Genomic DNA, 26273 nt, shown 5'->3' with positions numbered 1-26273 from the left:
ATTTTTTAGTTAACACTTTTAATTGGTATTAAGCTTCACAGCTTGCACAATCTTTCTTTTGTTTAAATTTTTGTGCAGCATTCATACTATGCTGATAGTAAAGTGATTTTAAACCTAATTGCCATGCTGTAACATGTATTTTGTTTATATCCTTTACTGGCATATCTGGATGCACAATTATATTAACTGACTGTCCTTGATCTATGTGATTTTGGCGGTTAGCCGCTTGATAAATAATATCCATTTGATCAATTTCAGAATACGTTTTAAATACATCTTTTTCTAATTCTGATAAGAATTCTAGATGTTGTACAGATCCATCATTATCTCTAATACTTCTCCAAACTTCAGTTGTATTTTGTCCTTTAGATTCTAATAAATCCTCTAAGTAAGAATTTTTTATAGTCGTTTTAATTTTTGCGATATCTTTCACATAAATATTAGACCATATTGGCTCAATACCTTGTGATACTTGACCTAAGATAAAAGCTGAAGAAGTTGTTGGTGCAATTGCATTTAACGTTGCATTACGTCTACCGTAACCTTTTAATACTTCTGGCTCTCCAAATTTTTCAGCTAATTCTTCTGATGCTTTATAAGATTTTTCTTTTATTACTTTAAAGATTTCACTATTTAAATTGAAGGCTTCTTGACTGTTAAATGGTAACATTTTAGATTGCAGTAAAGAGTGCCATCCTAAAACACCTAATCCTAAAGATCTGTTTTCTTTTGCAAAGTTATACGCGCGTTCCATGAATAAAAACGTTTGTCTGTCGTCTCTATTTGGAGAATCTCTGTATACTTCTAATTTCTCAACAAATTCTGTAATTACAGCATCTAAAAAGTAGACCATAGTTTCTACAGCATCTGTGTCTTTCCACTTATCGTAATGTAATACATTTACAGAAGATAATACACATACAAACGACCAATTATCATTTGATGGTAGCATGATTTCAGTACATAAATTACTTGCGTAAATTGGTAAGTTTTTATCTTGGTATACGTCTGCTGCATTGTTGTTTGCATTATCTGTAAAGAAGATATAAGGATAACCCATTTCTCCACGACGTTGCAATACTTTTGCCCAAATGGTTCTTTTTTCTACATCACCATCTACCATTTCTTGCATCCATTGGTTAGTAACCGTTACACCATGAGTTAACTCTTGTATTGGGTTACCTTCTGTACCAATTTCTAAGAACTCTTTAATGTCTGGATGTTCTATTGGTAAATATGGAGAAAAACGACCACGTCTTACAGAACCTTGACTTACTACATCTACCATAGACTCGAATAACTGCATGATATGTACAGCTCCAGAAGCGTAACCATTATTTTTTACTTCAGAACCACGATGTCTAATCTTACCAAAGTAACCAGAAGTACCACCACCAAGTTTTGACATCATACCAACTTCCGATTGTGAGTAAAGTATGTTACCCATATCGTCGTCTACATGAGATCCAAAACAGCTAATTGGTAAACCTCGTTCTTTACCAAAGTTTGACCAAACAGGAGATGCTAAAGAAAAATACCCTTCTGACATGTAGTTGTAAAACTTATCTGAATATCCTGGTATTTTTAAGATCTGCTCTGCTCTATCTGCTATTTCTCTTATACGCTCTTCAGCGCTTACACCTTCGGTTAAATATCCTGCTGCTAAGAACTGTCTACTATGCTCTGTTAACCACTCAAAACCTCCAGAATTGGCTGTATTGATTTGGTGTAGCGACTTGTTTCTTGCGTCTATTAAAGGATTTTTTTCCGTTTGTTTTACTTCATTTGGGGATTGCTGGGTCATGTTTTTGTTTTGGTCTATCATTTAAAAAAGGTCATCACTGGTTATACTTTGGGTTCTTTTACTATAGTTTATAGAGCGCTTTACAAAAAAGTCTCCATGTTTGGTACCGATAATTTCATCGTCAAACCATTCGGTTTCTGCTAATAGCTTTTCGTCTACTTCAAATATTTTATCAATACCAATACTTTCTAACGAGTTATTAAATCTGTTTTTAATAAACTCGTTTACAACTGCTTTTGGTAAGAAGTCTATTTCGCCTTTTTCAAAAATCCAATCAACGATTTTGCTTTCAGACTCAAAAGATTCTAGACACATATCTTTTATCATCTGTTCGTAATTAGCATCAAACCAATCTGGATTTTCGTCTTTTATAATTTTAATTAAATCAATACCAAAATCTCCGTGTATCTGCTCTTCTTTAGAAGTCGCTTCTACTACGTTAGAAATACCTTTTAACACGTTTTTGTGTTTGTTAAATGCCATTATAATTAAGAATTGAGAGAATAGCGACACGTGTTCTATAAATAATGAGAACAGTAAAATAGACTCCGCATATTCTTGGTTGTCTTCACTTTTGGCATTTTTTAATGCAGTTTCTAAATACTGCACACGCTTCATTATTACTGGTTTTTTCTTTAAAGATTTAAATTCGTTGTTTAGACCTAAAATTTCTAGTAAATGTGAATATGCATCGTGATGTCTTACCTCACTTTCTGCAAATGTTGCTCCTACAGATCCAATTTCTGGCTTTGGCATACGATGGTAAATATCGCCCCAAAAAGATTTTACTGCAACTTCTATTTGCGAAATGGCTAGCATTGTATTTTTAATCGCACTACGCTCTACTTCATTTAATCCTGCTTTAAAATCTTGAATATCACTTGTAAAATTAAACTCGGTATGTATCCAATACGAATGTCTAATTGCTGGTACATATTCGTATAATTGTGGATACTCGTAAGGTTTAAGATTTATACGCTTTTCGAAGATGTTACTTTTACGTTTTCTTGCTTGCTCATCTCTATATAAAATGTAAGCTTTTGCAACATCTAAAAAGTGACTTTCCATTAAGGCATTTTCTACTGCATCTTGAACAGCTTCTACCGTAGGAATATAGTTTTGGTCGTTTTCTTTGTGTTTTAAAAGACTAGCGTGTACTAGTTGAGATACGCGCTCTGCATCTTCTAAAGTCCCGTGTTCTAGAGCTGTCATCGCTTTAAGGACAGCGTTTGTGATTTTACTGAGCTGAAAAGGCACAGTCGTAAAATCGCGCTTAATAATGTGATTAATTTGCATAATGGTATTTGATTTTTGTGTCTTAAAAGGAATTATAAAATTGCGATTTTAATTCCAGTGATTTTAAAAATATGCATTTAGTTTTTCCACATAATTATCAACAATATCTTATCCCTTGTTATTACTGAAAAAGCCAATTTTATGTGTATAAATTTTATTAAAAAAAGGTTAAAACCGAATTGTTTTTCGGTCGATTTTTTGATCAAAAAGATTCTAGATTTCAATTTTTAGTTCATTTTTTTGATTCGGAAATTGAAATTATTTCATCCTCATTCTAAAGACTAGATTTAAAAATTAACATTCTATTATCATTATAAAATATGCCAGCGTTTTATGGTTTACTAATTTTGCCTAATGCAAAACTCAAACCCTGTTTTTAAAAACGAATTTGTAGCATTAATGGCCTCTTTAATGTCCATTGTTGCTCTTACCATAGACGCATTATTACCTGCTTTACCTGAAATTGCTCAAGATTTAAACATTACAAATCCTAATAGTACACAGTTATTAATTACTATGATTTTTTTAGGAATTGGATTTGGTCAACTTATTTTTGGTCCATTATCAGATAGTTATGGACGTAAACCTATTGTGTACATTGGATTTTTAATTTTTATTATTTCTAGTATTATTTGCGTAACAACTAAAAGTTTTGAAATAATGCTAGCAGCAAGAGTATTTCAAGGTGTTGGATTATCCTCGCCTAGAACAATTTCTATAGCAATGGTAAGAGACTCTTTTAGTGGTGATTTTATGGCTAAAATCTTATCTATAATAGTCATGTTTTTTATTTTGGTTCCTGTAATTGCTCCTACTTTTGGACAAGTCTTACTAGATCTATTTAATTGGCAGGCTATTTTTAATGCTAATCTAATTTTTGGCTCTTTAGTGATGTTATGGTTTTGGAAACGTCAACCAGAAACATTACCCAAAGAAAAACGTATTAAATTTAAACCCAACATTTTTATTACAGGAACAAAAGAGTTTTTAAAACATAAATCTGCTGTAGCCTTTACTTTAACTTCTGGATTTATTACTGGATCTTTTATGGTGTATTTAAGTACTTCGCAACAGATTTATCAAGAACAATATGATTTAGGAGAACTGTTTCCTTACTTTTTTGCTAGTACTGCTTTATCTATTGGACTATCTACTTTTGCTAATAGTAGATTGGTAATGCGTTTTGGATCATACAATATTGCATTTTATGCAACTGTTGCTTATTGTATAATTTCTATTTTATATGTCATTCTATTTTGGTCAGGCAATAATCCAAGTATAGCTGTACTAATTTCGTTTTTCTTAATTCAGTTTTTTGCTGTAGGTTTTATTTTTGGAAATTACCGTTCTTTAGCAATGGAACCTTTAGGTCATATCGCTGGAATTGGTGCTGCAATTAACGGATTTGTATCTACCGTTATGGCAGTTCCTATTGCAAATTACATTGGTAGTTTTGTACATACTTCTGTATTGCCTTTATTTATAGGTTTTTCGGTATTTGGTGTATTATCGCTTATTACTTTTAGCTTATTAAAGTATAGTAACTCTAGAAAATTAATTTAAAATTCGGCTTAAAATTTCTTCTACAGAAGAAATAATATACTGCACACCAATTGCAATAACAATAAACCCAATTATTCTAGAAAGTGCATTAATACCAGAAGCGCCTAAAAATTTAACGATAAAATGAGCGCTTTTTAGAATGAAATAAATACTTAACGCTGCAATTAGTATTGCGCAAATAATGATAGTTATTTCCGAATTTAAATTATAGTCTTGATTATAAGTAATTAATAACGAAATTGTTCCTGGACCAGCCAGCATAGGTATCGCTAAAGGTGTTAAACTTATGGCGTCTCTTGTATGAATATCTTCTTGTACTAACTTACGTTTCATTCCTTTATGCTCTCTAAACTTTCCGGTTAGTAAAGCAAAACCTGAAGATGTAATAATTAGTCCACCAGCTATTTTAAGTGCATGTAACGTTATACCAAAAAAAGACAGTATATATTGTCCAGCAAAAAAAGACAGTAATAAAATAATTAAAACATCTAAAGCTGTCCAAAATGCAATTTTAGATCTTTCTTTTTTACTATGCTCTTGTGTTAATCCAACAAAAACAGGTACTGTACCTAAAGGGTTAATTATAGAAAATAATGCGCCAAAAGCAACTAAAAATAAGTCCATTGTTTTTTCTGCAAATTCAATGTTTTTAAAAGTTTTAAAAGTTAAACTAGGTTTAAATGACTATTAAATAAAGGTTAAGCAAAATTTTAAAAAACATTAATATAATTATATGATTTTCAGATAATTAAATCAAAATTTTACAATTAATTTACTTAGTAACACTTAGGTAATTTTTTATTAATCTAAGCATTAATTTAATTTAACTTGATTAGAAAATGGTAAGGATAGTTTTGTTCAAAATCAAAAATTAAATAACCTTAAAAAATGAACACACTAAAAAAACTTTGCTTTCAATTTGGTCTTATTGCATCACTAGGTACTTTGTTTGTAGCTTGTGATGGCGAAGACGGATTAAACGGTCAAGATGGCCAAGACGGACAAAACGGACAAGACTTTACTCCACAACAAACTATTTTTTCAAATAAATCTAGTTTAGATCCATTAGTTAACATTAACTCTAATTTTAGTAATGTTAATGCTTATTCTTTAATTAGTTCTACAGACGTTTTATCTAACGGATTTAGATTAGTTGGTGCACAAGATGGTGCTGGATTACTAAAAGATGGTGATGAATATATCTATGTAGTAAATGCAGAAGATGATTATAGTGTATCAAGAATAAGATTTGATCAATACATGAATCCTATTCAAGGTGAATGGTTATTAAATGCTGGTGTAGCAGATTATGCTAGACAATGCTCTGGTACAATGTGGGAAGCATCTATACATGGCGGCTCACAAGATTTATTTTTATCTGCTTCCGAGAGTATTTCTTACGATGTTAAAGGTATAGATCCTTGGATAACAAACCCAACTCCAACAGCAGATTTTGGTTTAGATGCTTTAGGCGAATTTTCTTGGGAAAACGCTGTGCCTTTACCTAAAGATGCTTACTCTGGTAAAACAGTAATTATTGGTGGTGATGACGATTCTAGCGGATCTGAAGGACAAGTAACTATGTATTTGTCTGAAAATGGTGATGCAGATTTAGATAATGGTAAAATATACGTACTAAGGTTTAAACAAGTTTCTGATGGAAATGGAGGCACACAAGATGTTGCTGCAAATACAGTTTACAACGAAGGTGATTTAGACTTTGGATCTACTTATGATGTAGAATTTGTTGAAATCGTTAACGGTGCAAACTTTACAAAAAACGAAATGGAAACTGCTTGTTCCAATGTATTTGCTTCTCAATTTATGCGTGTAGAAGATGTAGACTACCAAAAAGGTACAGATGAAAATGCAAGAAATGTCTATTTTGCTGTTACAGGTCGTGGTCCAGGACAAGGTACTTATAACGATTGGGGAACAGTTTATAAATTAGTTTTAGATCCTACAAACCCATTACAAGGTCAGCTTACACAAATTGTAAGTGGTAACACAGACACTAATAATATGGATGGTAATTTAAGTACATTACAAAGTCCAGATAACATATGTGTAACAGAAAACTATGTATACATTCAAGAAGATCCAAATTCTTTTAGCCGAAATCACGCTGCAAGAATCTACCAAACAGATCTAAATGGTAACAACCCATTAGCTGTGTTAGATCTTAAAATAGAACCAAACTTAGAACCTAACGGAAGTGATGCTTTTTCTGGAGAATTTGGTGCATTAATTGATATTTCTGATAAAGTTGGAGAACCAGATACATTTATTTTAAATCTTCAGCCGCATTACTGGAAAAGTAACGATTTTGTATCTAATAACTTACCGCACAATCAAGGTGGACAAATTGTTTTATTACAAGGCTTACCTAGATAATTATCCCTTAAATATTACCTTAAAAATGAATCTTCATTACCCATGAAGATTCATTTTGTTTATTCAATTTTTTCTATGAGAATTTTTAAAATTAGCTTAATAATTTGCCTTACTATCTTTTTTTCTTGTAAAAAAGAACAACCTAAAACAGAAAACATTATAGACTTTAAAACTGCACAAACCTATTATATTAATCACATGTCTTTAGCAAATCAATATTTAGACAGCTTAGATAATGTTGGTTACAAAGACAAACTTTCTAAATACTATTTTAAATGTGCTAGAGCCGAATTTAAAAAGGCAGAACCTTTTGCTTCTTATTTAAATCCAGAAGTTGGACATCGTGCAAATGGACCAGCTTTACCTATTTATAAAGAAGATACTGGTAAAGTACTACATCCAATAGGATTACAAAAAATTGAAGAAAGCATTTACACTCAAGAAACTACTGCAGAAGATTTTAAACAAGAAATTAAAATCACTAAAGGATTACTGCAAATTCTAATTGGTGATATGCAAAAAAGAGACTTAGATGCACAACGTTTTTTTAGAGCTACACATCAACAATTATTTAGAATAGTTAGCCTTGCAATTTCTGGTTTTGATACGCCTGTAAGTCACTTAGGCATAGAAGAGTCTGCAACTTCTTTACAAAGTTTACTAGACGTTTATAAATTAACTTTACAACCAACAATTATAACTAAAGACAAAACTTTAGATAAAAAGTTTATTAGTACGGTAAAAAGCACCATTTCATTTATAAATAGTAACACAGATTTTGAAACCTTTGACAGGTTTACGTTTACTAAATCGTACTTAAATCCTATTACTACACATTGGGTTTCAATTAGAAAAACCAGTAATATTTGGCAACCAACAACAACAGATGCTTTTAATTTTGATGCTAATACTTTTTTTGAAACAAACAGTTTTAATCTTAACTTTTTTACACCAGTTAATAACCGTAATCCAACAAAAGATCAAATAGAATTAGGTAAAAAATTATTTGTAGATAAAAACCTATCTGCAAATCAAGATATGGCTTGTATTACATGTCATATTCCAAATTTAGGATATGCAGATGCTAAAAAAGCTAGTCTGGACAATAACGGAGACGCCATGTCTAGAAATACACCTACTTTAATAAATAGCGCATTTCAGCAAAGCTTTTTTTGGGACGGACGATCAGAAACTATGATTGAGCAAATTGCATCTGTTTTTTTAAATGAAAAAGAATTTAATACTAATGTTCATCAGTTTTCTGAAGCCATTTTAAAAGATTCAACCTATATAAATCAATTTAAAGTAGCGTATGGTAAAATGCCCAAAAAGAACACAGATGTTATTAAAGCGCTTTCGGCTTACATTTCAACTTTAAATAGTTTTGACTCAAGATTTGATAAAAATATTAGAGGAGAAATTAATGATTATACCAACCAAGAAAAACTTGGTTATAACTTATTTATGGGTAAAGCATTATGTGCAACTTGTCATTTTGTTCCTTTAACTAACGGAACTGTTCCTCCTTTTTTCTCGGAAACCGAAAAAGAAGTCATTGGTGTTGCCTACTCTAACCAGAACAAAATTTTAGATCCAGATTTAGGATTTTACTTTAAATATAAAGAAGAATTACATAAAGGTATGTTTAAAACTCCAACGGTTAGAAACGTTGCTATTACAGCGCCTTACATGCATAATGGTGCATATAATACGTTGGAAGAAGTGATGAATTTTTATAATATTGGTGGCGGAAATGGTTTAGGTTTTAATTTAGATCATCAAACATTACCTATTGACCAGTTAAATTTAACCGAAACTGAACAACAAGCTATTATTGCTTACCTAAAATCCCTTACAAGTATTCCTGAAGATAACTATTAGATTATTGAATAAATTGAACTTTGCTTAGATGTTTGGTAATTCATTTTTTTTAAAAAAGTGATTAATTGCTATATAAATTTAGCATGACTATAGGTAAAAACAATCTTAGTCATTAAATTTTTCAATACTTTAGTAGTATGAATAAAAATACTATTGCCGAACGTATTCTTGACTTTTTAAAAGGTTTTCCGCCTTTTGATGCGTTAACTTACGACCAATTACTAACCATATCTTCTCAAGTAAAGGTTATATATATAGAACCAGAAAATTATGTCTTTAAACAAGGTGAAGCTGTTAAGGACGAATTTTTTATTGTTAAAGATGGTGCAATTGGCGTATACAGAGAACATAAACTAGTAGACCAATGTGACGAAGGTGATATTTTTGGTCTTCGTGCGTTAATAAGAAAAGATCAATATTTTTTAGATGCAAAAGCAATAGAAGAAAGTATTGTTTATAGCATATCCTCTACACTACTGCAAGAGATAATTATTAGTAATCCTAAAGCAAACCAATTTATAATTGCAAGCTTTGCAACCAATACACGTAACCCTTATAGTGATGAAGATAAAGGAACCTTGTTTGCAAATGTAGAATTTTTAAAACCTGATAACTCCGATTTTACCGAAGCTCAATCTGCTGTATACTCCAAAAACCCAATAGTATGTAACACAACAACGACTATTAAAGACGCATCTTTAACAATGAAGTCTAATCGTGTTGGATCTATTGTAATTACAGAACAAAACAAACCAATTGGCATAATTACAGACAAAGATTTACGTAACAAAATTGCAACAGGTATGCATAGTATAGACGAGCCTGTTACAGCAATAATGTCTTCTCCTGTAATTTCGTTTCCGCCAACTATAACAGTAGCCGAAGCACAAATTGCGACTTTAAAACATCATATTTCTCATTTGTGTATTACAGAAGATGGCACATCACAAAGTAATTTAATAGGCATGTTGTCTGAACACGACATCATTGTTATTCACGGTAATAATCCTGCTGTTTTAATTAAAGAAATTAAACGCGCCAAAACCGCCGAAAATTTAAAATATATAAGAGAAAAAGCTCAAAACCTTTTAAAAAATTATTTAGAGCAAGGTATACCAATGGTATTTACGTCTAATATAATTTCGGCAATAAATGATGCTGTTACAAAACAAATTATAAAATTAAGTATTAGCGAGTTAGGACAAGATCCACCAACTAAATTCTCTTGGTTAGCTTTAGGCAGTCAAGGTAGAAAAGAACAACTACTAATGACAGACCAAGACAATGCATTGGTATTTAAAGACAAAAATTTATCTGAAGATCAAATAGAACAAGCACGTACATATTTTTTAAAACTAGCTAACTTAATAAACACAAAATTACACACAGTAGGATTTGCGTATTGTCCTGCAAATATGATGGCTAAAAATCCTGATTGGTGTTTAAGTTTAACCGAATGGAAAGCTAAGTTTAACGACTGGATTACAAATCCTACCAAAGAAAAAATACTTTTATGTAATATATTTTTTGACTACGATTTGGTTTATGGTAGTCATAAATTGGTAGATAAAATGTCTAAAAGTATTTTTACTTCTATAGAAAATTATCAAATATTCTTGAACTTTTTAGGTTTAAACGCGCTTAAAAATCCGCCACCATTAAGTTTTTTCAGAAATTTTTTAGTTGAAGATTCTGGAGAACACAAAGACCAATTTGATATTAAAAAAAGAGCCATTATGCCTCTTGTTGATGCTGCAAGACTATTAGTTTTATCGCATAACGTAAAAGAGTTTAATAGCACAATTGCCAGATATAAAAAATTAAAAGAAATAGAACCGCAAAACGAAGACCTTTACGATTCTTGTATTAATGCTTTTAAAATATTGCTTCGCTATCGCGCCAATCAAGGTTTAAAGCATAACGATTCTGGTCGATTTGTAGATGTACACAGTTTAAGTAAAGCAGATAGATTAAAATTAAAAGGATGCTTTAAACCAGTAAAAGATATACAAAGTTTGGTACAAGTTAGATTTCAGTTATCACAAATTATGTAATTATGGGTTGGTTTTCTACTAAACAATATCCAGAATATTGGACTAATTATGTAAGTAGCCTAAAAAAAGCTTACAGCTTAGAACATACACGTTTTGTTGTTTTTGATACTGAAACTACTGGACTTAATCCTAAAAAAGATAGACTTTTATCCATTGGAACTGTTACTGTAATTAATTTTAATATTGATGTTGCAGATCAACTAGAATGTTACATAAAACAAGATCACTTTAATGCTAAAACAGTTGAAATACATGGTATTTTAAAAGGTGGATCTATTGCAAAAGTTGAAGAAGAAACTGCATTAAAACAGTTTTTAAAACACATTGAAGGTGCTATTCTTGTGGCGCATCACGTTAATTTTGACGTTGCAATGATAAACGAAGCTTTAAAACGATTAGGTTTACCAAAGCTTAAAAACAAAACAATAGATACTGGTACTTTATATAAAAAAACAAAATATTTAAAAACCGAAACGCATTACAGTTTAGACGATTTGTGCAACAAATTCAATATTACTATGCACGATAGACATACTGCTTCTGGTGATGCTTATTTAACTGCAATTTTGTTTTTAAAACTTTCTGCTTTATTAAAAGAAAAAAATAAAGGATTAACGCTTAAAGATTTATTAAGGCGATTTTAATTTACCATTTGATATTCCAAGCCATTAAACTTTAAAATTACAGTTTGATTGTTACTGGTTTCTTTTTCATCACATTCATCTAAATCATTCATAAATAATGTTGTAGTTGCTGTTTCTTGTCTTGCAATAATATCATAAAAATCCTGTGATGTTACTTCAGACATCGCTAATGATCTTCTAACAGCAACATCTTTACCGTCGCAAGCATCATTCCATTCGCCAGTAATTTGTTCGACAGAAAAATTTTTTAATACTTTTTTTAGTTTGTTTTCAGATTGAACAAATAATGATAATGTTTTATTATAATACGGATTAGCTTTTGAGGCACCAAAATAATGGGCTGTTATGCCAAATGCGTTTACGCTGTCTGAAAGTTGATATGTTGTAGTCTCTATTTCAATTTGATCTAAACGTATGGCGTCAGATATCCATTGATTAGTTTTTGAGGATTCAAAATATTTAGCCTTAATAGTTCCTAACCTTTCATTAATGATTAAAATATGTGTGTGTAATGCTAAAAAACCTTCTATTTCTTCTTCTATTTCTGGAATAATTACAATTCTATTTTCTGGTTGGTTTGGATGTGTTTTAGTTATTAAAAAATTAGTTTTTACATTAAATAAATTGAGTTTTAAATGATGTAAAGCGTGATGTACTAAAGGCATGTTTTGTATTTCAACAGTATTTTTAGCTTTTATTTCTCCTAAATTTCCGTTTTCTAAAATTTGAAAATAATCTTCTTCAAAACCTTCATCTTCATAAAAAAAATGATGTCTATATACTGTGTCTTTAGTGATTTTAGATTGTATTGCAGACAAACCTTCTGCAATTTCATCATATGAAACTAATTTAAAATCTAAAATGCGACCGTTTAAATCATAGTCAATAAGTTGAGATTCCATTTCATTATCTCCTTTTTTTATGGTGACAACTAGCGTATAAAATTGATTGGAAACATCTAATTTATAGGCAGAAATAGCTCGAAAATTATAACCTTCTTCATTAAAATATGGATATATTTTGTCTAAACTTAAAGCTTTGTAATCTAAGTTTTTAAAATCTTCTGCCTCTATAAAATCGTCAAAATTAGTACTTTCTATTACTGGTAATGTTTTGGTTTTTAAACTAGATAGAATAGCTTCAAAGTCTTCGTGTTTTATAGATTCTTTATTTAGGTCTTTAAACTGTTGTAACTTTTGAAAAAATTGTTGAGTTAATTCCGGAAATTCTTCAAGATTTATGCTTTGTGAAAAAACAGGATTCTCATAGTTTTTAGCCTGTTGGTACTCAGTTATAAATTTTTGATAATCGCTTTTACCTAATGCTAAAGTTTTTTGTAAAGAAATATGATGTTGGTCTTCAGGTTCCATTTTCTTAAACCACATAAATTTTTTAAAATTTCCACCAAAAGAAATCATACCTAAAATATTACCTTTTGTAATAAGCTTAACTTCACTTTGTATAAATAAACTATTAGTATGACTGTCATTTTCTTTTATTCCTAAATTGTAAAATTTACCCTTTAATTGCCTAATTACGCCATGATAGCCTATTGGTGAAACATCTTTAATTTTATCAACATAATAATAGCCATAATCTGTATCTGATAGTTTTTTAAATATGATGGCCGATTTATAGTATTTGTTTTCTTCAGAATTTGAAAAATATGTGATTCCATCCAACAATTGATATTCTCCTGAAAAATCTTCAGAAACTGTAAAAAAATTATCATCATAGGTTTCAATACCATTTGTATCATCAATTGATGTCTTTGTTTTAATGGAATCTTGAACGGTTTCTACCTCTTGTATAGATACGTTTTGTTCTTTATTGCTTTGTCTACATGCTACAATACATACAAGAAGAATTAAATATTTAATTCTAAACCCTATAAGTTTTATTAATTCTTGTTTCATAAATAATATTTTAAATAACGTCTATACCCTTTTCTAATATGTAGTGAACAATTGCCACAAAAACCGTAATAATCAAAAATGCAACTAGACGACTAAGCGTCTTTTTATGATTGTTTTTCAGTTTCTTTTTTAAGTAAAATATATCAACCAAAATAAAGCATATTGCGATTGTTAAACCTACCCAAAAACCGACTTGTAGCATTCCTATTTCAAAAAACAAATGTAATAGATACCACAAACCTTCTTCTGACACAGCATTTGGATTTATAATGCATCTTGCGTACACGATACCTGTGATAAGAGACAAAACTATCCAAAATAGATATGTAATTAAGGTTTTAATTGTAGGCATTGGTCATTATTTATCTTGTAGAATTTCTGATTTAAAAATTTCACCTTCTTTAAAATATTTGATTTCACCACAAATTAAAGTAGAATCCTGACTACAAGGATTAAAATAAAACTGGGCTAATTTATAATTGGAATACATAACTAATTCTTCTGTTACAAATCCACCTAAATCTTCTTCATGGTCTATAAAGTAACCTGTTCCTGCTTCACCTAAAAACCCAAAAGTTGTACCACTATACTTATAAAAATGAATGTCATTTTTATTAGAATACGATAATGGTTTTCCTTTCCTAACTGTAGTTTTAAAATGATTTAAAACCTGATTTTTAATGGCTTGCTGTAATACCTTTTGATCGTTGTCTGGATATTTTACAATGTATAAATTGGGATAAACCTCTGATTGTATAAACTGCATGTTTTTAAAAAACAAATGATTTACAACTCCAAGAAGTAATAAAAAGCCAATACCTATTAATGTATAAACGATTCTAATGTTTCGTTTTAAAATCCATTTTAAAGCTTTAAAAATAACATACGAACAAATAGCTAAAAGCAACAATAAAATTAAAAAGAATAGAATAGCCATTAAGCGTGATTTTTAAAATATTAAAGCGATGAAATTTGACCTTTCATATACGTTTCTTTTAACTTATTAGAATCTGAATAGTCGTTTACAGAATACAAAAACGTTGTATCGTTTATCCAATAAAATTTAATGATTTCGCAAATTTCATCATCAAAACTTGCTAAATACTTGTAAGCATTATTTTCTTTTTTTAGAATGAAATAACTACTGCATTCTTGTCCGCCAAACCAACCAGTAAACCTATAGGTTTTATTAGCTGAATCTATGATATAGTCTGGATTTCCTGTAGTTTCTGTTAGTTCTCCTGTATTTAAATTAATTGAAAAATCAATACTATGTCCACCTTCAAAAAGCAATATATTTTCGGTTGGATAATAAGCGGTAAAACTACAATCAAAACTATCTTGATTGATTGTTAATATTTGGTCATTGTTAAGCTTAATTTTATCTATCTGTCTTCCATAAAATTCAACATTTTTCCAAGTCACTTTTGTAGCTAGAAGTTGTTCTGCCTCTTGTTGAGATTCTATTTTTATCTTTTTAGTTTCTAAGGGTTTATACCAGCTAAAAAATTCTAAACTATCTATAATTGTTGTTTTAATTTTTGCTTTTTCAAGTTGTTCTAAATAACCACTAAATACATAGCCGTTATCAATAAATTCATAATTATTTTCTAAAATTGAATAAGGAAAATTTTGAAATTTTATTTTAACCCATTCGCCTGTAATGTATTGACCTTGATCTAGAATTTGTAGATTTATATTGGTGTTTTTAATGACCTTAACAAGACTTCCGTAAGGTAATTTACCTATTCTTTTAGCATTAGTTTTAGGTTGCGCTCTTATAATCAAGCCATTTGTAGCGTTTACAAAATGCTGATTTTGACTTTGAGCTATTAGCGTATTTAAACACATGAAACAGAATAAAAACACCTTTTGCATTGTGATTTCATTTAGATTTTAATCTATTTTCAATTAAAATTGTAGATTTTCAAAAGTTTTGATTGTAGACAATTGTACTAATTGGTCTATATTAAAATTGGTAATTGTTTCTTTAAATATTGGATTATTACCTTCGTCATCTTCATTTATATTCGTTTTAATCTTCTTTTGCTTAGCTAAAAAATCTACAGTTACTTCGCTATTAATTTTAGGTCCGTTACTACTTGTATTTTCGTACCGAATTAATTGATAGGATGTATTAAAACGTCTAAATCTATAATTCCAATTACCATATTTACCATGTTCAAAATTGAAAATGATATCGCCTTTATCAACTTCTAAAGTTAATTGTGGTGCGTAATAACCATAACCTTCTTCGTTTTCAGAATAAAAGCAATTGATATTCTTGTCTATTAATTGATACCCTTTTTTGTTTTTAAACAAAATAAGTATTCCTCTACGGTTTCGATCTACGGTTTTATCAAAGCTGTTAACTACGATATATTCTGGATTTGTGTTTTTTATAATTAAAATACAATCCAGAATACCATCATAGTTTAAGTCTGCATTTAACTTTTGGTACAACACATAATTTTCTGGAATAAATTGTAAAGCATTTTTATGTTGAAGCTTTGTAGGTCTACAACTTGCTACTAAAACTACAATTAAAAAAATCCTTAAATAATGTGTCATACATCTAGTTTTAATAAACTAAAGATACTATCTTTTTAGGATGCTTTTTTTATTTCTTTTTCTAATTCTTCAAAAGCCTTTTGTTGTGAACCAGAAAGCGCTATATCTTTAATTTTTCCTGTTATAACTTCTAAGATATTTTGATAACGTTTTTGGCTTTTACCAAAGTAAGCTTGCATTATTTTATTAGGAATAATATGATTGACTTTTACAGTGTTTTCATTTAGAAAAAAGAGTTTTACTGCATGCATATTGCTCTTTTTTAAGACAAGACATTGTGCCATTTGACCATTTGCATCTAATCTTTGTTCCCAAGTATCGTAAGTTTTTGTACACTCAAAAGAAGAATTTTTATTTAAAAATTGATGTAAGCTGTCTAATGAGTTGTGTTGATTGTTAATTGTGATTAAGTTTTCCATCGGTTTAAAGTTTTAGTTAAACAACCACTTATACTATTAAATAAATGGTTGTTATATTTAAAATATTGAAGTTTTGCACTTAAGTTTATTCGTAAACTGAATATTGAACTACGACTTTTGGATGCAAACTAGCATCTGTATTATCACTAGAACCAAAAATTAATTTGTTATTAGTTGAAGTTTCATCTACTAATTTAAGGATGTAACCATGGTTTGTTGAAGGATCATTTATCATTCCTGAAGCAGTAGCGGTGATGTCTAAATCTAAATAATCTTGAATGGTACTTTGCGCATTTGCTAAATACACTTGATCAATATCAGAACTTGTTGGCTGGTTGTTCCAAGTAACAGTTGCTTCATCCCAAGCACTATCTACTTTTTGTAAGTAACTTTCTCCTTTTCCTATAAAATTATTTCCATTACTTGGTGATTGATAACCATAAAACGATACTTCTACACTATTAACTATTGCATCTGTTGGTATGTTAGAAAAGTCAAAACGTATTAAGCTTCTAACACTTCCACCTGAAAATCTATTAGACATAAAATCCGGATGTGTTCCATAATTATTATCTGGAGCAGCCGATCCTAAAAATGCATCCTTACCTTCGGTTGCATCTGGCTGAATAGTTACTGTGTAATCTACTAACACATCTGCTAAATCATTAATATTGATTGTAACATTTGCTGTGTTTTGAGCGCCAGATGCTGCAACTATTGCAGTTATCATAGTATTTGCCTCATAATCAAATAATGAAGCATCTGCAACAGTTAACTCGCCCGTATTTGCATTAATTGCTAAAGCTCCTGCTGGTGTTTGCGAAGTAATGCTGAAATTTAATAATGAATTACTATTACTTTGAACTGTTCCTACAAGATCGCCATTATTTGGGTTCTCGTCAATGCTTACTTCTAAATTTTGAAGATTGATTACTACAGTTTCGCCATCGTCGTCACTACTACAACTAAAAGAGAATAATAAAGTGGCTAAAACTAGTGTCTTGGTAAATTTGAATACGTTTTTCATAATTTGTTTGTTTATTGATTAATAATCTTGGTTTAATAATGTTCCATTTAAAGCATATTGAAAACTAAAAGTTGTTCCGCCTTGTTCTGGTTGAAGGTTAATTAAATAAGACGCTTTAGAAAAATCTCCAGTATTGGGAAATTGTATACTTGCAATGCTTAACACTGCATTTTCTATATTTTTTTCGTCTTTAAGTTTTTTAGAAGAAGTTTCTACAAGATGTCCCAATTCGGACAGACTAATTTTATCTCCTAATTGAAACATATAATCTGCTGCTTTTGTTCCTGAAGGTACTTCTACGGTAATATCTTGATTTTGCGTCCAGTTATCTTGGGTTAAATTAAATTGTCCCATTTTTAAAGATTCTGGATCTTCTGTTACAGTAACACCTATAATATTTCCTATAGCTACATTATAAGTTATGCTTATATCTGTGTAATAAGCATTTGCGCCAAATTTTTCTTTAAGCGCTTCTTCTATTGCAATAAAGCCTTCTTTATTGGCTGCTTGTTTACTTGTAGAATTGCTACACGAAAAGCCTATTAATACTAATGTAATTAGGGATAAATGTTTAAGTAGTTTCATGATAGTATAGTTTAAATTACACTAGCTAAACTACTTGTTTAAAGCAGATTATAAAACAACCAATCTATATACGTTAGGTTTAAATTAATATTCGTTATTAGATATCTAATAAGCGAAAATAGATGGCATTAATTAAATGAAGTTTATTATAAATTAAAGCTTAAGAATTGCTTTAAAAAATCGTCTTTTTTTCTAGAAGACACTGGTATTTGCTTGTTATTAATTAGATGAATTACTCCAGATTTATCATATTTATCAATAAACTTTAGGTTAACCATAAAGGATTGATGCGGTCGTACAAAATTTGATTTAAATAACTGGTTTTCGAATTCTTTTAAGGTTTTAGAAGCCATGTATTTTTTACCATCATTGCAATAAAAGGTTGTGTATCCTTTATCGGATTCGCAATACAATAATTCGTTTAAATCAATTACTTGATAACTATCATGTAAAGACAAAATTAATTTAGTTTCTGGTTGCTGTAAAACGTCTTTTACCTTTTGTACTTGTGCTTGTTGTGTTTGCAATGGTAAACACTCTACTTTTCTAATTGCTGTTTCCAGATCGTCTATATCTACTGGTTTTAATATGTAATCTACAGCGCCAATTTTTAAGGCTTTAAGTGCAAATTCTTCGTAAGCAGTGATAAATATGATTTTAAAATTTAAATGGTTGGTTTGATCTAAAAAATCAAAAGCACTTCCATCTGATAAATTTATATCTAGAAATATTAAATCTGGTTTGCATGCTCTTGTTACAATTACTGCTTCTTTTACAGATTCGCATTCACCAACAACGTCTACTTTAGTATCTATAAGTTGCAAAAGATTTAATAATCCTTTGCGTATGTAGGCTTTATCTTCTACAATTATGGCTTTCATCTTTATATTTTTTCGTAAGGTATTACTAATGTCACTAATGTCCCTTTTTGGTTGTATTTTTGTCTATCTTCTATTAAGACATATCCATCCATTTTCATATCCTTGGATATTACCTTTAAACGTTGTGATGTAATTGTTGTTGCTAAAGAATTTTTATTAGCATTGTGTTGGCCTAAAGTAGCATTAATACCTATACCATTATCTGCAATCGTGCATTGTAACTTATTATTTTTAATTGAAATATTTATATCTATGGTCTTGTCGGTTTTTTGCTGTTTAAAGGCATGTTCTATCGCATTTTCTACAAAAGGTTGAATTAACATTGGCGGAATTTTATACCTTGACGTATCTAATGAAGTATCGACTTGTAAACTGAATGTAAATTGATTATTTTCTAAATTATTAAGGGTTAAATAATCGTTTACTGCCTCTAGTTCTTGTTCCAGTACAACTAATTTATCTCTTGAGTTTTCTAAAGTCAATCGTAATAAGCGCGAAAATTTAGACAGGTATTTTACAGACTTTTTTTCTTCTTTATTTAATATCATTCCTTGTAATACAGATAACGAATTAAATATAAAATGTGGCGTCATTTGTGATCTTAACAGCTTTTGTTGCATCACTGCGTGTTGTGTTTTTGATTTTTCATCTTTTAACTTTTGATAAAAAATTATAGCTCCTAAAATTAATGACACTAATAACACACCAATAATGGCTAACAGATAGTTTTGTTGTGATTTTTGTAAATCTTTGGTTGTGGTTTGTACGGTTTTTATAAGTTTAGATTCTCTTAAACTAGCAGAATCTAAAGCACTTTTGTATTTGTATTCATACTCTATTTGAGTGATTTTTTCTATATTCTCTTTATTAAAAAGACTATCGCTATACACTTTAAATAGTTGATAATTATCTAATGCTTTTTGGTAATTACCCTTTTCTGAATATATATCTGAAAAGATTAAATAAGCTATTTTTTTATGTTTTAAAGCATTGTTTTCTTTAGATAATTCTAATAACTTTTTTGTGTTAACTAAAGCTAAATCGTAGTCTTTTAATTCAAGATAAGTCTGCGATAAACCATGGTAAGAATCTAATAAATCTAAAGAATAATTATTAGTATAATTAATATTATAAGCTTCTTTAAACACTTGTAATGCTTTTGTGCGGTTTTTACTTTCTAGGTAAACAAATCCAAGTCCATTAAGTGCTGTTGCTAAATTAACATCATTATCAATCTCTTTACTTAGCGCAATAGATTCTTCAAAAGTTTGAATCGCTTTATCGTATTGTTTTTTATCAGAATAAATTCCAGCTATGTTATTTTTTAAAGCAGTTATATTTCTAACATTATACTGTGCTTTGTCAATAGCAAGTGCTTTATTATAATAATTTAATGCTTTATCGTCTAAAAATTGTTGTCTATATACGTTTCCTAAGTTTATATAGGATTGAAAAATGCCAATTGAATCTTTTGTAAGTTCTGCAATTTCTAAGGATTTATTATGAAACTTTATAGCTAAAGGAAAATTACTTTGTTGATAATAAACATTTGCAATGGAATTGTAGCAATTTAGTAAGCCTAAAGAGTCTTTTGTTTTTGTGTTAAGTTCTAACGCTTTATTAAAATACTCTAATGCTTTTTTATTTTCGCCTATATCAGAATAAATATTTCCAATGTTATATAAACTACCGTCAATACTGGTGTTATCACCTAACTGTTCTGCTATTTTTAAAGATGCTTTATAATGAAATAAGGCTTGATCTAAATCACCTTTATACGCATATAAAACTCCTAAAGCGTTATTACATTTTTTTAGCCCATTTAAATCATTAATAGAAGTATAAAGCTGAATGGCTTTTTCATAATTATCTGTAGCGACTTTAAAGTTGGCTTGTTCTGTGTAAACAACTGCTTTGATATAATGTGTATGCGCTGTAAATTTTGTAACCTTTAATTGGTTAGCGAGTTTTAGAGATTCGTTTATATATTCTACAGCTTTTGGCGGATCGTTTCTATAATGGTAAAACGCTAAATAATTAAGTGTATTAACTATAACTGTATCTTTTTTTTGATGTGTTTTTAATACATTTTTTAAACTATCTACAATTTTGTTTTGAGATACAGACACTAAACTAAAAAACACACAAAATAGTAATATAACATGTGTTTTGGTTAAGTTTTTTTTAGACATAAAAGCGATTAACATTATAAGTTATATTGCTAAAGCTAATAAATTTATTCAATTATTAGTTGAAATATTTAAAAACAAAAAAAGACAGTCTGATAAACAGATCTGCCTTTTATGCTTTAGTATTAGATATATAAATTAAGCTTTTAAAACAACTCTAAATCTAGCTTTACCTTCGTGTAAATGTGATATTGCTTTGTTTACATCTTTCATTTCAAACTCTTCAACAGTTGGGTAAATTTCGTGTCTAACACAAAAATCTAACATTTTTCTTGTAAGTGCAACGCTACCTAACGGACTACCGCCAACAGATTTTTCACCAGAAATTAAAGAAAACGCTGGAATTTCCATTGGATCTAAAACTGCACCAACAGTATGAAGCTTACCTTGAGGCGCTAGTGTTGCTATAAAAGAATTCCAATCTAATTTTACATTTGTCGTATTTAAAATAAAATCTAAACTACCAGCTATAGACTTTAATTCTTCTGGATTAGTAGAGTCTATAACTTGATGTGCGCCCATTGCTTTTAAAGCATCAGTTTTGGCTTTATTTGAGGTAAATGCAGTGACTTCGCAGCCCCAAAATTTTAAAAATTTTAAAGCCATATGCCCTAATCCTCCAATACCAATTACACCAACTTTATCTGTTGGTTGCACGCCAGATAATACTATGGGATTAAAAACAGTTATTCCGCCACAAAATAATGGTCCTGCTTTAGCCATATCTATACCATCTGGTAATTTTGTAACCCAAGACCAATGACCACGAACATGATCTGCAAATCCACCATGTCTTCCTACAATAGTTGCTTGAGAATCGTTACACAAATGTTGTTTTCCATCCATACATTGGTTACAATGCATACAAGACTCGCTAAACCAACCCATTCCTACTTTATCACCTACATTAAGACCTTTTACTTCACTTCCTACTGCGGTAACTTCACCTACAATTTCATGACCAGGAACTAAAGGATATTGACTATTTCCCCAATCGTTATTAATCATACTTAAATCACTATGACATAAGCCACAGTAATGTACTTTAATATCTACATGTTCTTTATCTAATTTTGGTAACTCATATTCAAAAGATGTTAATTCTGATCCTGCTTTTTCAGCAGCATATGCTTTTACTTTCATAGTCTATTTTTAATGTTTTAAAGCTTAAAATTACAACTAATTAAACCTAATTTATACTAATAAGTTGTTAAGATTAAAAAGTGAAAGTATATTTATAGTAATCTATATTAATCATGTGTACACATACTAGTGTTAAAGATAAAGTAATTAAAATTGAAGAACGGTTTAGTGCTACAATTAGCAACACTAATCTTGTCTCTATTTTTAATAAACCCAATTACCATATTAATGGATTTAGTCATCCAAATATGCTTGTAATACCTCAACAGTTTCCTAAAACTTTAGCGCCAGCTGTTTGGGGCATTGTTCCCAATAACACGGCATCAAATCAAATAAAAGCTTATTATAAAAATGCTATAAAATTTGGTGGCGGATTAAATGCTAAAGCTGAAAAACTGTTCGACCATTTTATCTATAAAACCAGTATTTATAGTCAACGCTGTATTATTCCGGTTTCTGGTTTTTTTGAGTCTCATGATTTTAAAAACACTAAATATCCGTTTTACATACATCAAAAAAACAATGCTATTTTTGGACTTGCTGGAATTTATACTGTTATAGATAATTTTATAACGTTTAGTATTATCACTAAACCTGCGCAACCTTATTTTGCTGAAATTCATAATTTAAAACAAAGACAACCAGTTATTTTAAATGCAAATCAAGAACAGCTTTGGTTACAAGACCAATTAACACAATCGGAAATTGAAACTATTGTTAACACAACAAATAACACTGATATTTTTGAAGCTTATCCAGTAAGTAAATCTTTATTTAAACCACAAATAGATAGTAATGTAGCTTCTATTATTACGCCTTTTGTTTATCCAGAATTAAATGCATAAAATTAATATTTAAATAGGATACCTTTGAGCTGTTAGACTTAAGTCTTATTTTCTATTAAAAATCTAAATAAAAAAAGCCTTACAGTTTCCTGTAAGACTTAAAAATTAAGCTCAAATTATGTATTGATAGCTTGATTTATTCCCTAAGCTCAATTTTTAAAATCAAAACATTTTATTGTCTCTTATTTATAGAATCAATACTAGATTAGTTCATAAACTCTATTATTTGAGCAGATACAATCACCTTGTATTTGTTAACAAATAAAAACCCAGATGTTTTTACTTCTACAACTTCATTTACAATGGTTCTGGAAGTGCCTTCCATGTTTGCAGATTTTAGCATTTCTGCTTTAGCTTCGGCAATTAAACCATTTTTGGCTAATCCACCTATACCAAATATGTAAGTTGCTTCGGCTTCGCCTTTTACAATTTTCACTACTTTAAAGTTATTATGGGTTAAAACAACTTCTGTAGAATTTTGATTGAAATTTTTTGGCAATCCATAATGCGAGGCGCAACTTGTTAATGTAAACGTTGCTAATAGTAATAGAATAAAAATTCTTTTCATTTAATTGGTTATTAAGTTTTGCTTACTACTGTTTATAGTCTTTTTCAGCTTATTTTGACTTCTAACAGTAAACTTAATTACAATTGAATTTTATACCTTACGGAAAACCGTATTTGGGTAAAATTTATATTAATCCTAAGTCTTTAACTATTGCTACTAAATGAATTGCGTTATTGGCTTTAAACTGAATTCTAAGTTTATTTAGACGTTTTTCTATAGTACTTAAACTATTAGGTGAGATATTATTGTCTTTAAATTTTTGGCTAATTTCTTCTTGTGATAATCCAGTAGATAATAATTTAACCACTTGTATATCGTAGTTATCTATTTCTAAATTTGTTTTTGGTGTTAATGCTTGCGCTACTTGAGGAGACAAAAATATGTCTTTATCATATACAAATTGTATTGCTTTTTCTAACTCTATCAATCCTCTTCTTCCCTTACAGACATATGCATTAATTTTATATTCATTTAATAACAACCTTACTTTTTGTAATCTATCTTCTACAGAGTAAACTATGATATTTAAATTAGGTAAGTCTTGTTTTAAAGCTTTTATTAAGTCTGATCCTGATTCAAATTTTTGAGCTCTATGATCTTTTATAAATGATAAATCTGTAATAAATAAATCAAAAGGTTTAGCATCTAATTCTGCTCTTTTAATTTTTAAAAAAGCATCATCACAGTATTGAACTTGATGAATATTTTCTATCCCTAAACCTTCTAATACCGAAATTACTCCTTGGTTGATGCTTCCTAAATCATCAGAAATTAAAACTTTACTAAACATGTTATACACTTATTATCGATTTAAAGCCATTATCTATGCTTGTTTCAAATGTAATTGTTCCTTTTAAAGAATTAATACGGTTTTCCGCATTTTGTAATCCGTTATTCTTTTTTATATCACATCCAATACCGTTATCACTATATTTTATCTCTATTTTATTTTGGGCTTGATTAAATATGATAACTACTAAAGTTGCTTGACTGTGTTTTTTCATGTTAGTCATTAGCTCTTGTAATACTCTATAAATCGCATTTTTTTTAATATTAGACATGCGTGACCAATCTATGTTGGATAAATTTTGAGTTATTATATTAGTGTTATTATTTTGATAGCTTAACAATAAATCTGAAAGCGTTTCACTAAAATTTTCTTTAAATTCTATTAAGCTATTTTCTTTAGAAATATCTCTAGTTTTATTATAAACATGCTCTAAATCATCTAAAACTACAAGTTTAGAATTTTTAGAGTCTTGAATTTTATTCATTATTTGATAGATATCATTTGCTACCTCATCGTGAACTTTTTTAGATATTCGTGATTCTGTAAGATAGACTTGCTTTAATCTATCTTTTTTATGTTTTATTATTAATAGCAAATACGTTGCAAGTGCAATTATTAATATTATAATCGCTAAAAATTGATATAACTGTTTTTTAGTTTTTTCTTGTTGCGATTGCAACTCGCTTTTATTAACATCGTATTTTAATTGGGCAAATTTATTCTGACTTGTTTTTTTAACGTGCTCTAAACTATCATTTAATGTTATATATTTATTGTAAACTGAAAAGTCTCCTAATTGCATTAACCGTTTTGTAGCATCTAATTGATAAGAAGGACTTTTAATTAAATTAGCAATATTTAATGCCTTTAATGCAAATAGTTTGCTTTTAGTTGTATCATTTAAATCCCAATAGTATTTGGATAAATTTCTATAACTTGGATATAAATCTGAACTGTCTTTTAATTGTTTTCTATAAGATAAAGCTTCATTTAAATACAGTAAAGCATCAGCTTCATTAAGTTTATGTTTGATAAAACCCAGATTGTCTAAAACTCTTGATTTTTCTTTTACATCCTTAACTCTTTTAAAAAAACTAGTTGCCTCTAATAATATGTTTTTAGATTCTAATAATTGAAAATTGTTTTTATAAACTATAGATAAATTATTGTAAATCACTAAACTATCTTTTGAAGTGTTTGAAATGGATAAAGCCTTTTTATAATTAATTATCGCTTTGTCGTTTATCCCTTTTTCTTTATAAATTTTACCTAAATGATTATAAATTGTTTTTTTTAGACTTGTAGAATAACTTGTTGGCTTGACTTGATCTAAAATATCTAAAGCATTTACAGCTGTATTTTCACTTTGGTCATAAAATCCTATTTTAAAATCAATTATAGATAAATAGGATAATGCATAAGCTTGTCCAAGCTTATCCTTTTTATATTTAGATGCATTTAAATGCGAGTTAAAAAACTGATAACTTTTTTGTAAATCACTATCCGATTTTATCGCGTAAACAAGTTGGCTATAATACCCTAAACTATCTAATAACTTTTGCGCTTTTATCTTATTGAAAGGCATCAAAAAGATAAGCACAGTTATTATGACAAAGGTTTTTTTAAGAGTTTTCATCTTTTCAAAAGTAACAACTAATTTTTATTTATTAATTATCTTTTGTTGAATGTATTATTAGTAAATG

The 26273-nt window shown here is 29.3% G+C and carries 23 protein-coding genes; 6 read left to right on the top strand and 17 right to left on the bottom strand.

Features of this window, described 5'->3' with window-relative positions; translation table 11 throughout:
- Positions 1 to 28: 28 nt before the first annotated feature.
- The gene (locus tag IFB02_RS11610) at positions 29 to 1804 is read right to left on the bottom strand and encodes a ribonucleoside-diphosphate reductase subunit alpha (protein WP_191072783.1); all 1776 of its coding nucleotides are present in this window, start codon (positions 1802 to 1804) and stop codon (positions 29 to 31) included.
- A 21-nt stretch (positions 1805 to 1825) separates the two neighbouring features.
- Positions 1826 to 3100, bottom strand: coding sequence for a ribonucleotide-diphosphate reductase subunit beta (locus IFB02_RS11605; protein WP_106688510.1), 1275 nt, complete (start codon positions 3098 to 3100; stop codon positions 1826 to 1828).
- A 354-nt stretch (positions 3101 to 3454) separates the two neighbouring features.
- Here IFB02_RS11605 and IFB02_RS11600 point away from each other — a divergent pair, with 354 nt between their 5' ends.
- A complete protein-coding gene (locus IFB02_RS11600) occupies positions 3455 to 4663 on the top strand; it encodes a multidrug effflux MFS transporter (protein WP_191072782.1) in 1209 nt (402 codons plus the stop codon).
- Here IFB02_RS11600 and IFB02_RS11595 read toward each other — a convergent pair.
- Positions 4655 to 5287: a MarC family NAAT transporter gene (locus IFB02_RS11595; protein ID WP_191072781.1), complete on the bottom strand. Its 633-nt coding sequence runs from the start codon at positions 5285 to 5287 to the stop codon at positions 4655 to 4657. The genes IFB02_RS11600 and IFB02_RS11595 overlap by 9 nt on opposite strands.
- A gap of 264 nt (positions 5288 to 5551) precedes the next feature.
- Between IFB02_RS11595 and IFB02_RS11590 the strand changes: the two genes are divergently transcribed.
- The 4 genes from IFB02_RS11590 (at position 5552) to IFB02_RS11575 (ending at position 11636) form a co-directional block, all read left to right on the top strand.
- Positions 5552 to 7057 (top strand): PhoX family protein, encoded by a 1506-nt coding sequence (locus tag IFB02_RS11590; RefSeq protein WP_223878842.1) that lies wholly within the window; start codon positions 5552 to 5554, stop codon positions 7055 to 7057.
- Between the two features lie 75 nt (positions 7058 to 7132).
- Complete coding sequence (locus IFB02_RS11585) at positions 7133 to 8938, top strand: cytochrome-c peroxidase (RefSeq protein WP_191072780.1); 1806 nt, start codon at positions 7133 to 7135, stop codon at positions 8936 to 8938.
- Between the two features lie 137 nt (positions 8939 to 9075).
- Positions 9076 to 10992, top strand: a complete 1917-nt coding sequence (locus IFB02_RS11580) for a DUF294 nucleotidyltransferase-like domain-containing protein (protein ID WP_106688506.1) — start codon at positions 9076 to 9078, stop codon at positions 10990 to 10992.
- A gap of 2 nt (positions 10993 to 10994) precedes the next feature.
- Positions 10995 to 11636, top strand: coding sequence for a 3'-5' exonuclease (locus tag IFB02_RS11575; RefSeq protein WP_106688505.1), 642 nt, complete (start codon positions 10995 to 10997; stop codon positions 11634 to 11636).
- On the opposite strand, the gene IFB02_RS11570 is transcribed toward IFB02_RS11575, so the two are convergent.
- The 11 genes from IFB02_RS11570 to ahr form a co-directional block, all read right to left on the bottom strand.
- Positions 11633 to 13552, bottom strand: coding sequence for a PA3715 family protein (locus IFB02_RS11570; protein ID WP_106688504.1), 1920 nt, complete (start codon positions 13550 to 13552; stop codon positions 11633 to 11635). The genes IFB02_RS11575 and IFB02_RS11570 overlap by 4 nt on opposite strands.
- Before the next feature lie 10 nt (positions 13553 to 13562).
- Positions 13563 to 13904 carry a hypothetical protein gene (locus IFB02_RS11565; protein WP_106688503.1) on the bottom strand — a complete coding sequence of 114 codons (342 nt, stop codon included), beginning with the start codon at positions 13902 to 13904 and terminating at the stop codon, positions 13563 to 13565.
- A 6-nt stretch (positions 13905 to 13910) separates the two neighbouring features.
- Positions 13911 to 14489 carry a hypothetical protein gene (locus IFB02_RS11560; protein ID WP_106688502.1) on the bottom strand — a complete coding sequence of 193 codons (579 nt, stop codon included), beginning with the start codon at positions 14487 to 14489 and terminating at the stop codon, positions 13911 to 13913.
- Positions 14490 to 14509: 20 nt separating this feature from the next.
- Complete coding sequence (locus IFB02_RS11555; RefSeq protein ID WP_106688501.1) at positions 14510 to 15430, bottom strand: SH3 domain-containing protein; 921 nt, start codon at positions 15428 to 15430, stop codon at positions 14510 to 14512.
- A 33-nt stretch (positions 15431 to 15463) separates the two neighbouring features.
- Positions 15464 to 16123, bottom strand: coding sequence for a hypothetical protein (locus tag IFB02_RS11550; protein ID WP_106688500.1), 660 nt, complete (start codon positions 16121 to 16123; stop codon positions 15464 to 15466).
- A gap of 35 nt (positions 16124 to 16158) precedes the next feature.
- The gene (locus IFB02_RS11545) at positions 16159 to 16542 is read right to left on the bottom strand and encodes a hypothetical protein (protein WP_106688499.1); all 384 of its coding nucleotides are present in this window, start codon (positions 16540 to 16542) and stop codon (positions 16159 to 16161) included.
- Between the two features lie 85 nt (positions 16543 to 16627).
- Positions 16628 to 17569: a DNRLRE domain-containing protein gene (locus tag IFB02_RS11540; RefSeq protein ID WP_106688498.1), complete on the bottom strand. Its 942-nt coding sequence runs from the start codon at positions 17567 to 17569 to the stop codon at positions 16628 to 16630.
- Positions 17570 to 17587: 18 nt separating this feature from the next.
- Positions 17588 to 18154, bottom strand: a complete 567-nt coding sequence (locus IFB02_RS11535; protein WP_106688497.1) for a hypothetical protein — start codon at positions 18152 to 18154, stop codon at positions 17588 to 17590.
- A gap of 146 nt (positions 18155 to 18300) precedes the next feature.
- On the bottom strand, positions 18301 to 19035 hold the full coding sequence (locus IFB02_RS11530) for a LytR/AlgR family response regulator transcription factor (RefSeq protein ID WP_106688496.1): 735 nt from the start codon (positions 19033 to 19035) through the stop codon (positions 18301 to 18303).
- Positions 19036 to 19037: 2 nt separating this feature from the next.
- On the bottom strand, positions 19038 to 21227 hold the full coding sequence (locus tag IFB02_RS11525; protein ID WP_158256268.1) for a tetratricopeptide repeat protein: 2190 nt from the start codon (positions 21225 to 21227) through the stop codon (positions 19038 to 19040).
- A 135-nt stretch (positions 21228 to 21362) separates the two neighbouring features.
- Entirely contained in the window at positions 21363 to 22367 is a 1005-nt protein-coding gene (gene ahr, locus IFB02_RS11520) for an NADPH-dependent aldehyde reductase Ahr (protein ID WP_106688494.1), read from the bottom strand.
- Positions 22368 to 22480: 113 nt separating this feature from the next.
- Here ahr and IFB02_RS11515 point away from each other — a divergent pair, with 113 nt between their 5' ends.
- Complete coding sequence (locus tag IFB02_RS11515) at positions 22481 to 23212, top strand: SOS response-associated peptidase (protein WP_106688493.1); 732 nt, start codon at positions 22481 to 22483, stop codon at positions 23210 to 23212.
- A 205-nt stretch (positions 23213 to 23417) separates the two neighbouring features.
- On the opposite strand, the gene IFB02_RS11510 is transcribed toward IFB02_RS11515, so the two are convergent.
- The 3 genes from IFB02_RS11510 to IFB02_RS11500 form a co-directional block, all read right to left on the bottom strand.
- Complete coding sequence (locus tag IFB02_RS11510; protein ID WP_106688492.1) at positions 23418 to 23780, bottom strand: DUF6567 family protein; 363 nt, start codon at positions 23778 to 23780, stop codon at positions 23418 to 23420.
- Positions 23781 to 23904: 124 nt separating this feature from the next.
- A complete protein-coding gene (locus tag IFB02_RS11505; protein WP_106688491.1) occupies positions 23905 to 24570 on the bottom strand; it encodes a response regulator transcription factor in 666 nt (221 codons plus the stop codon).
- Position 24571: 1 nt separating this feature from the next.
- Entirely contained in the window at positions 24572 to 26206 is a 1635-nt protein-coding gene (locus IFB02_RS11500; protein ID WP_191072779.1) for a tetratricopeptide repeat-containing sensor histidine kinase, read from the bottom strand.
- Positions 26207 to 26273: the final 67 nt, after the last annotated feature.

Source organism: Mesoflavibacter profundi (assembly GCF_014764305.1).
GTDB lineage: Bacteria > Bacteroidota > Bacteroidia > Flavobacteriales > Flavobacteriaceae > Mesoflavibacter > Mesoflavibacter profundi.
Note: the sequence above shows the minus strand (reverse complement) of the source record. Positions and strands in the feature narration are given on the sequence as shown.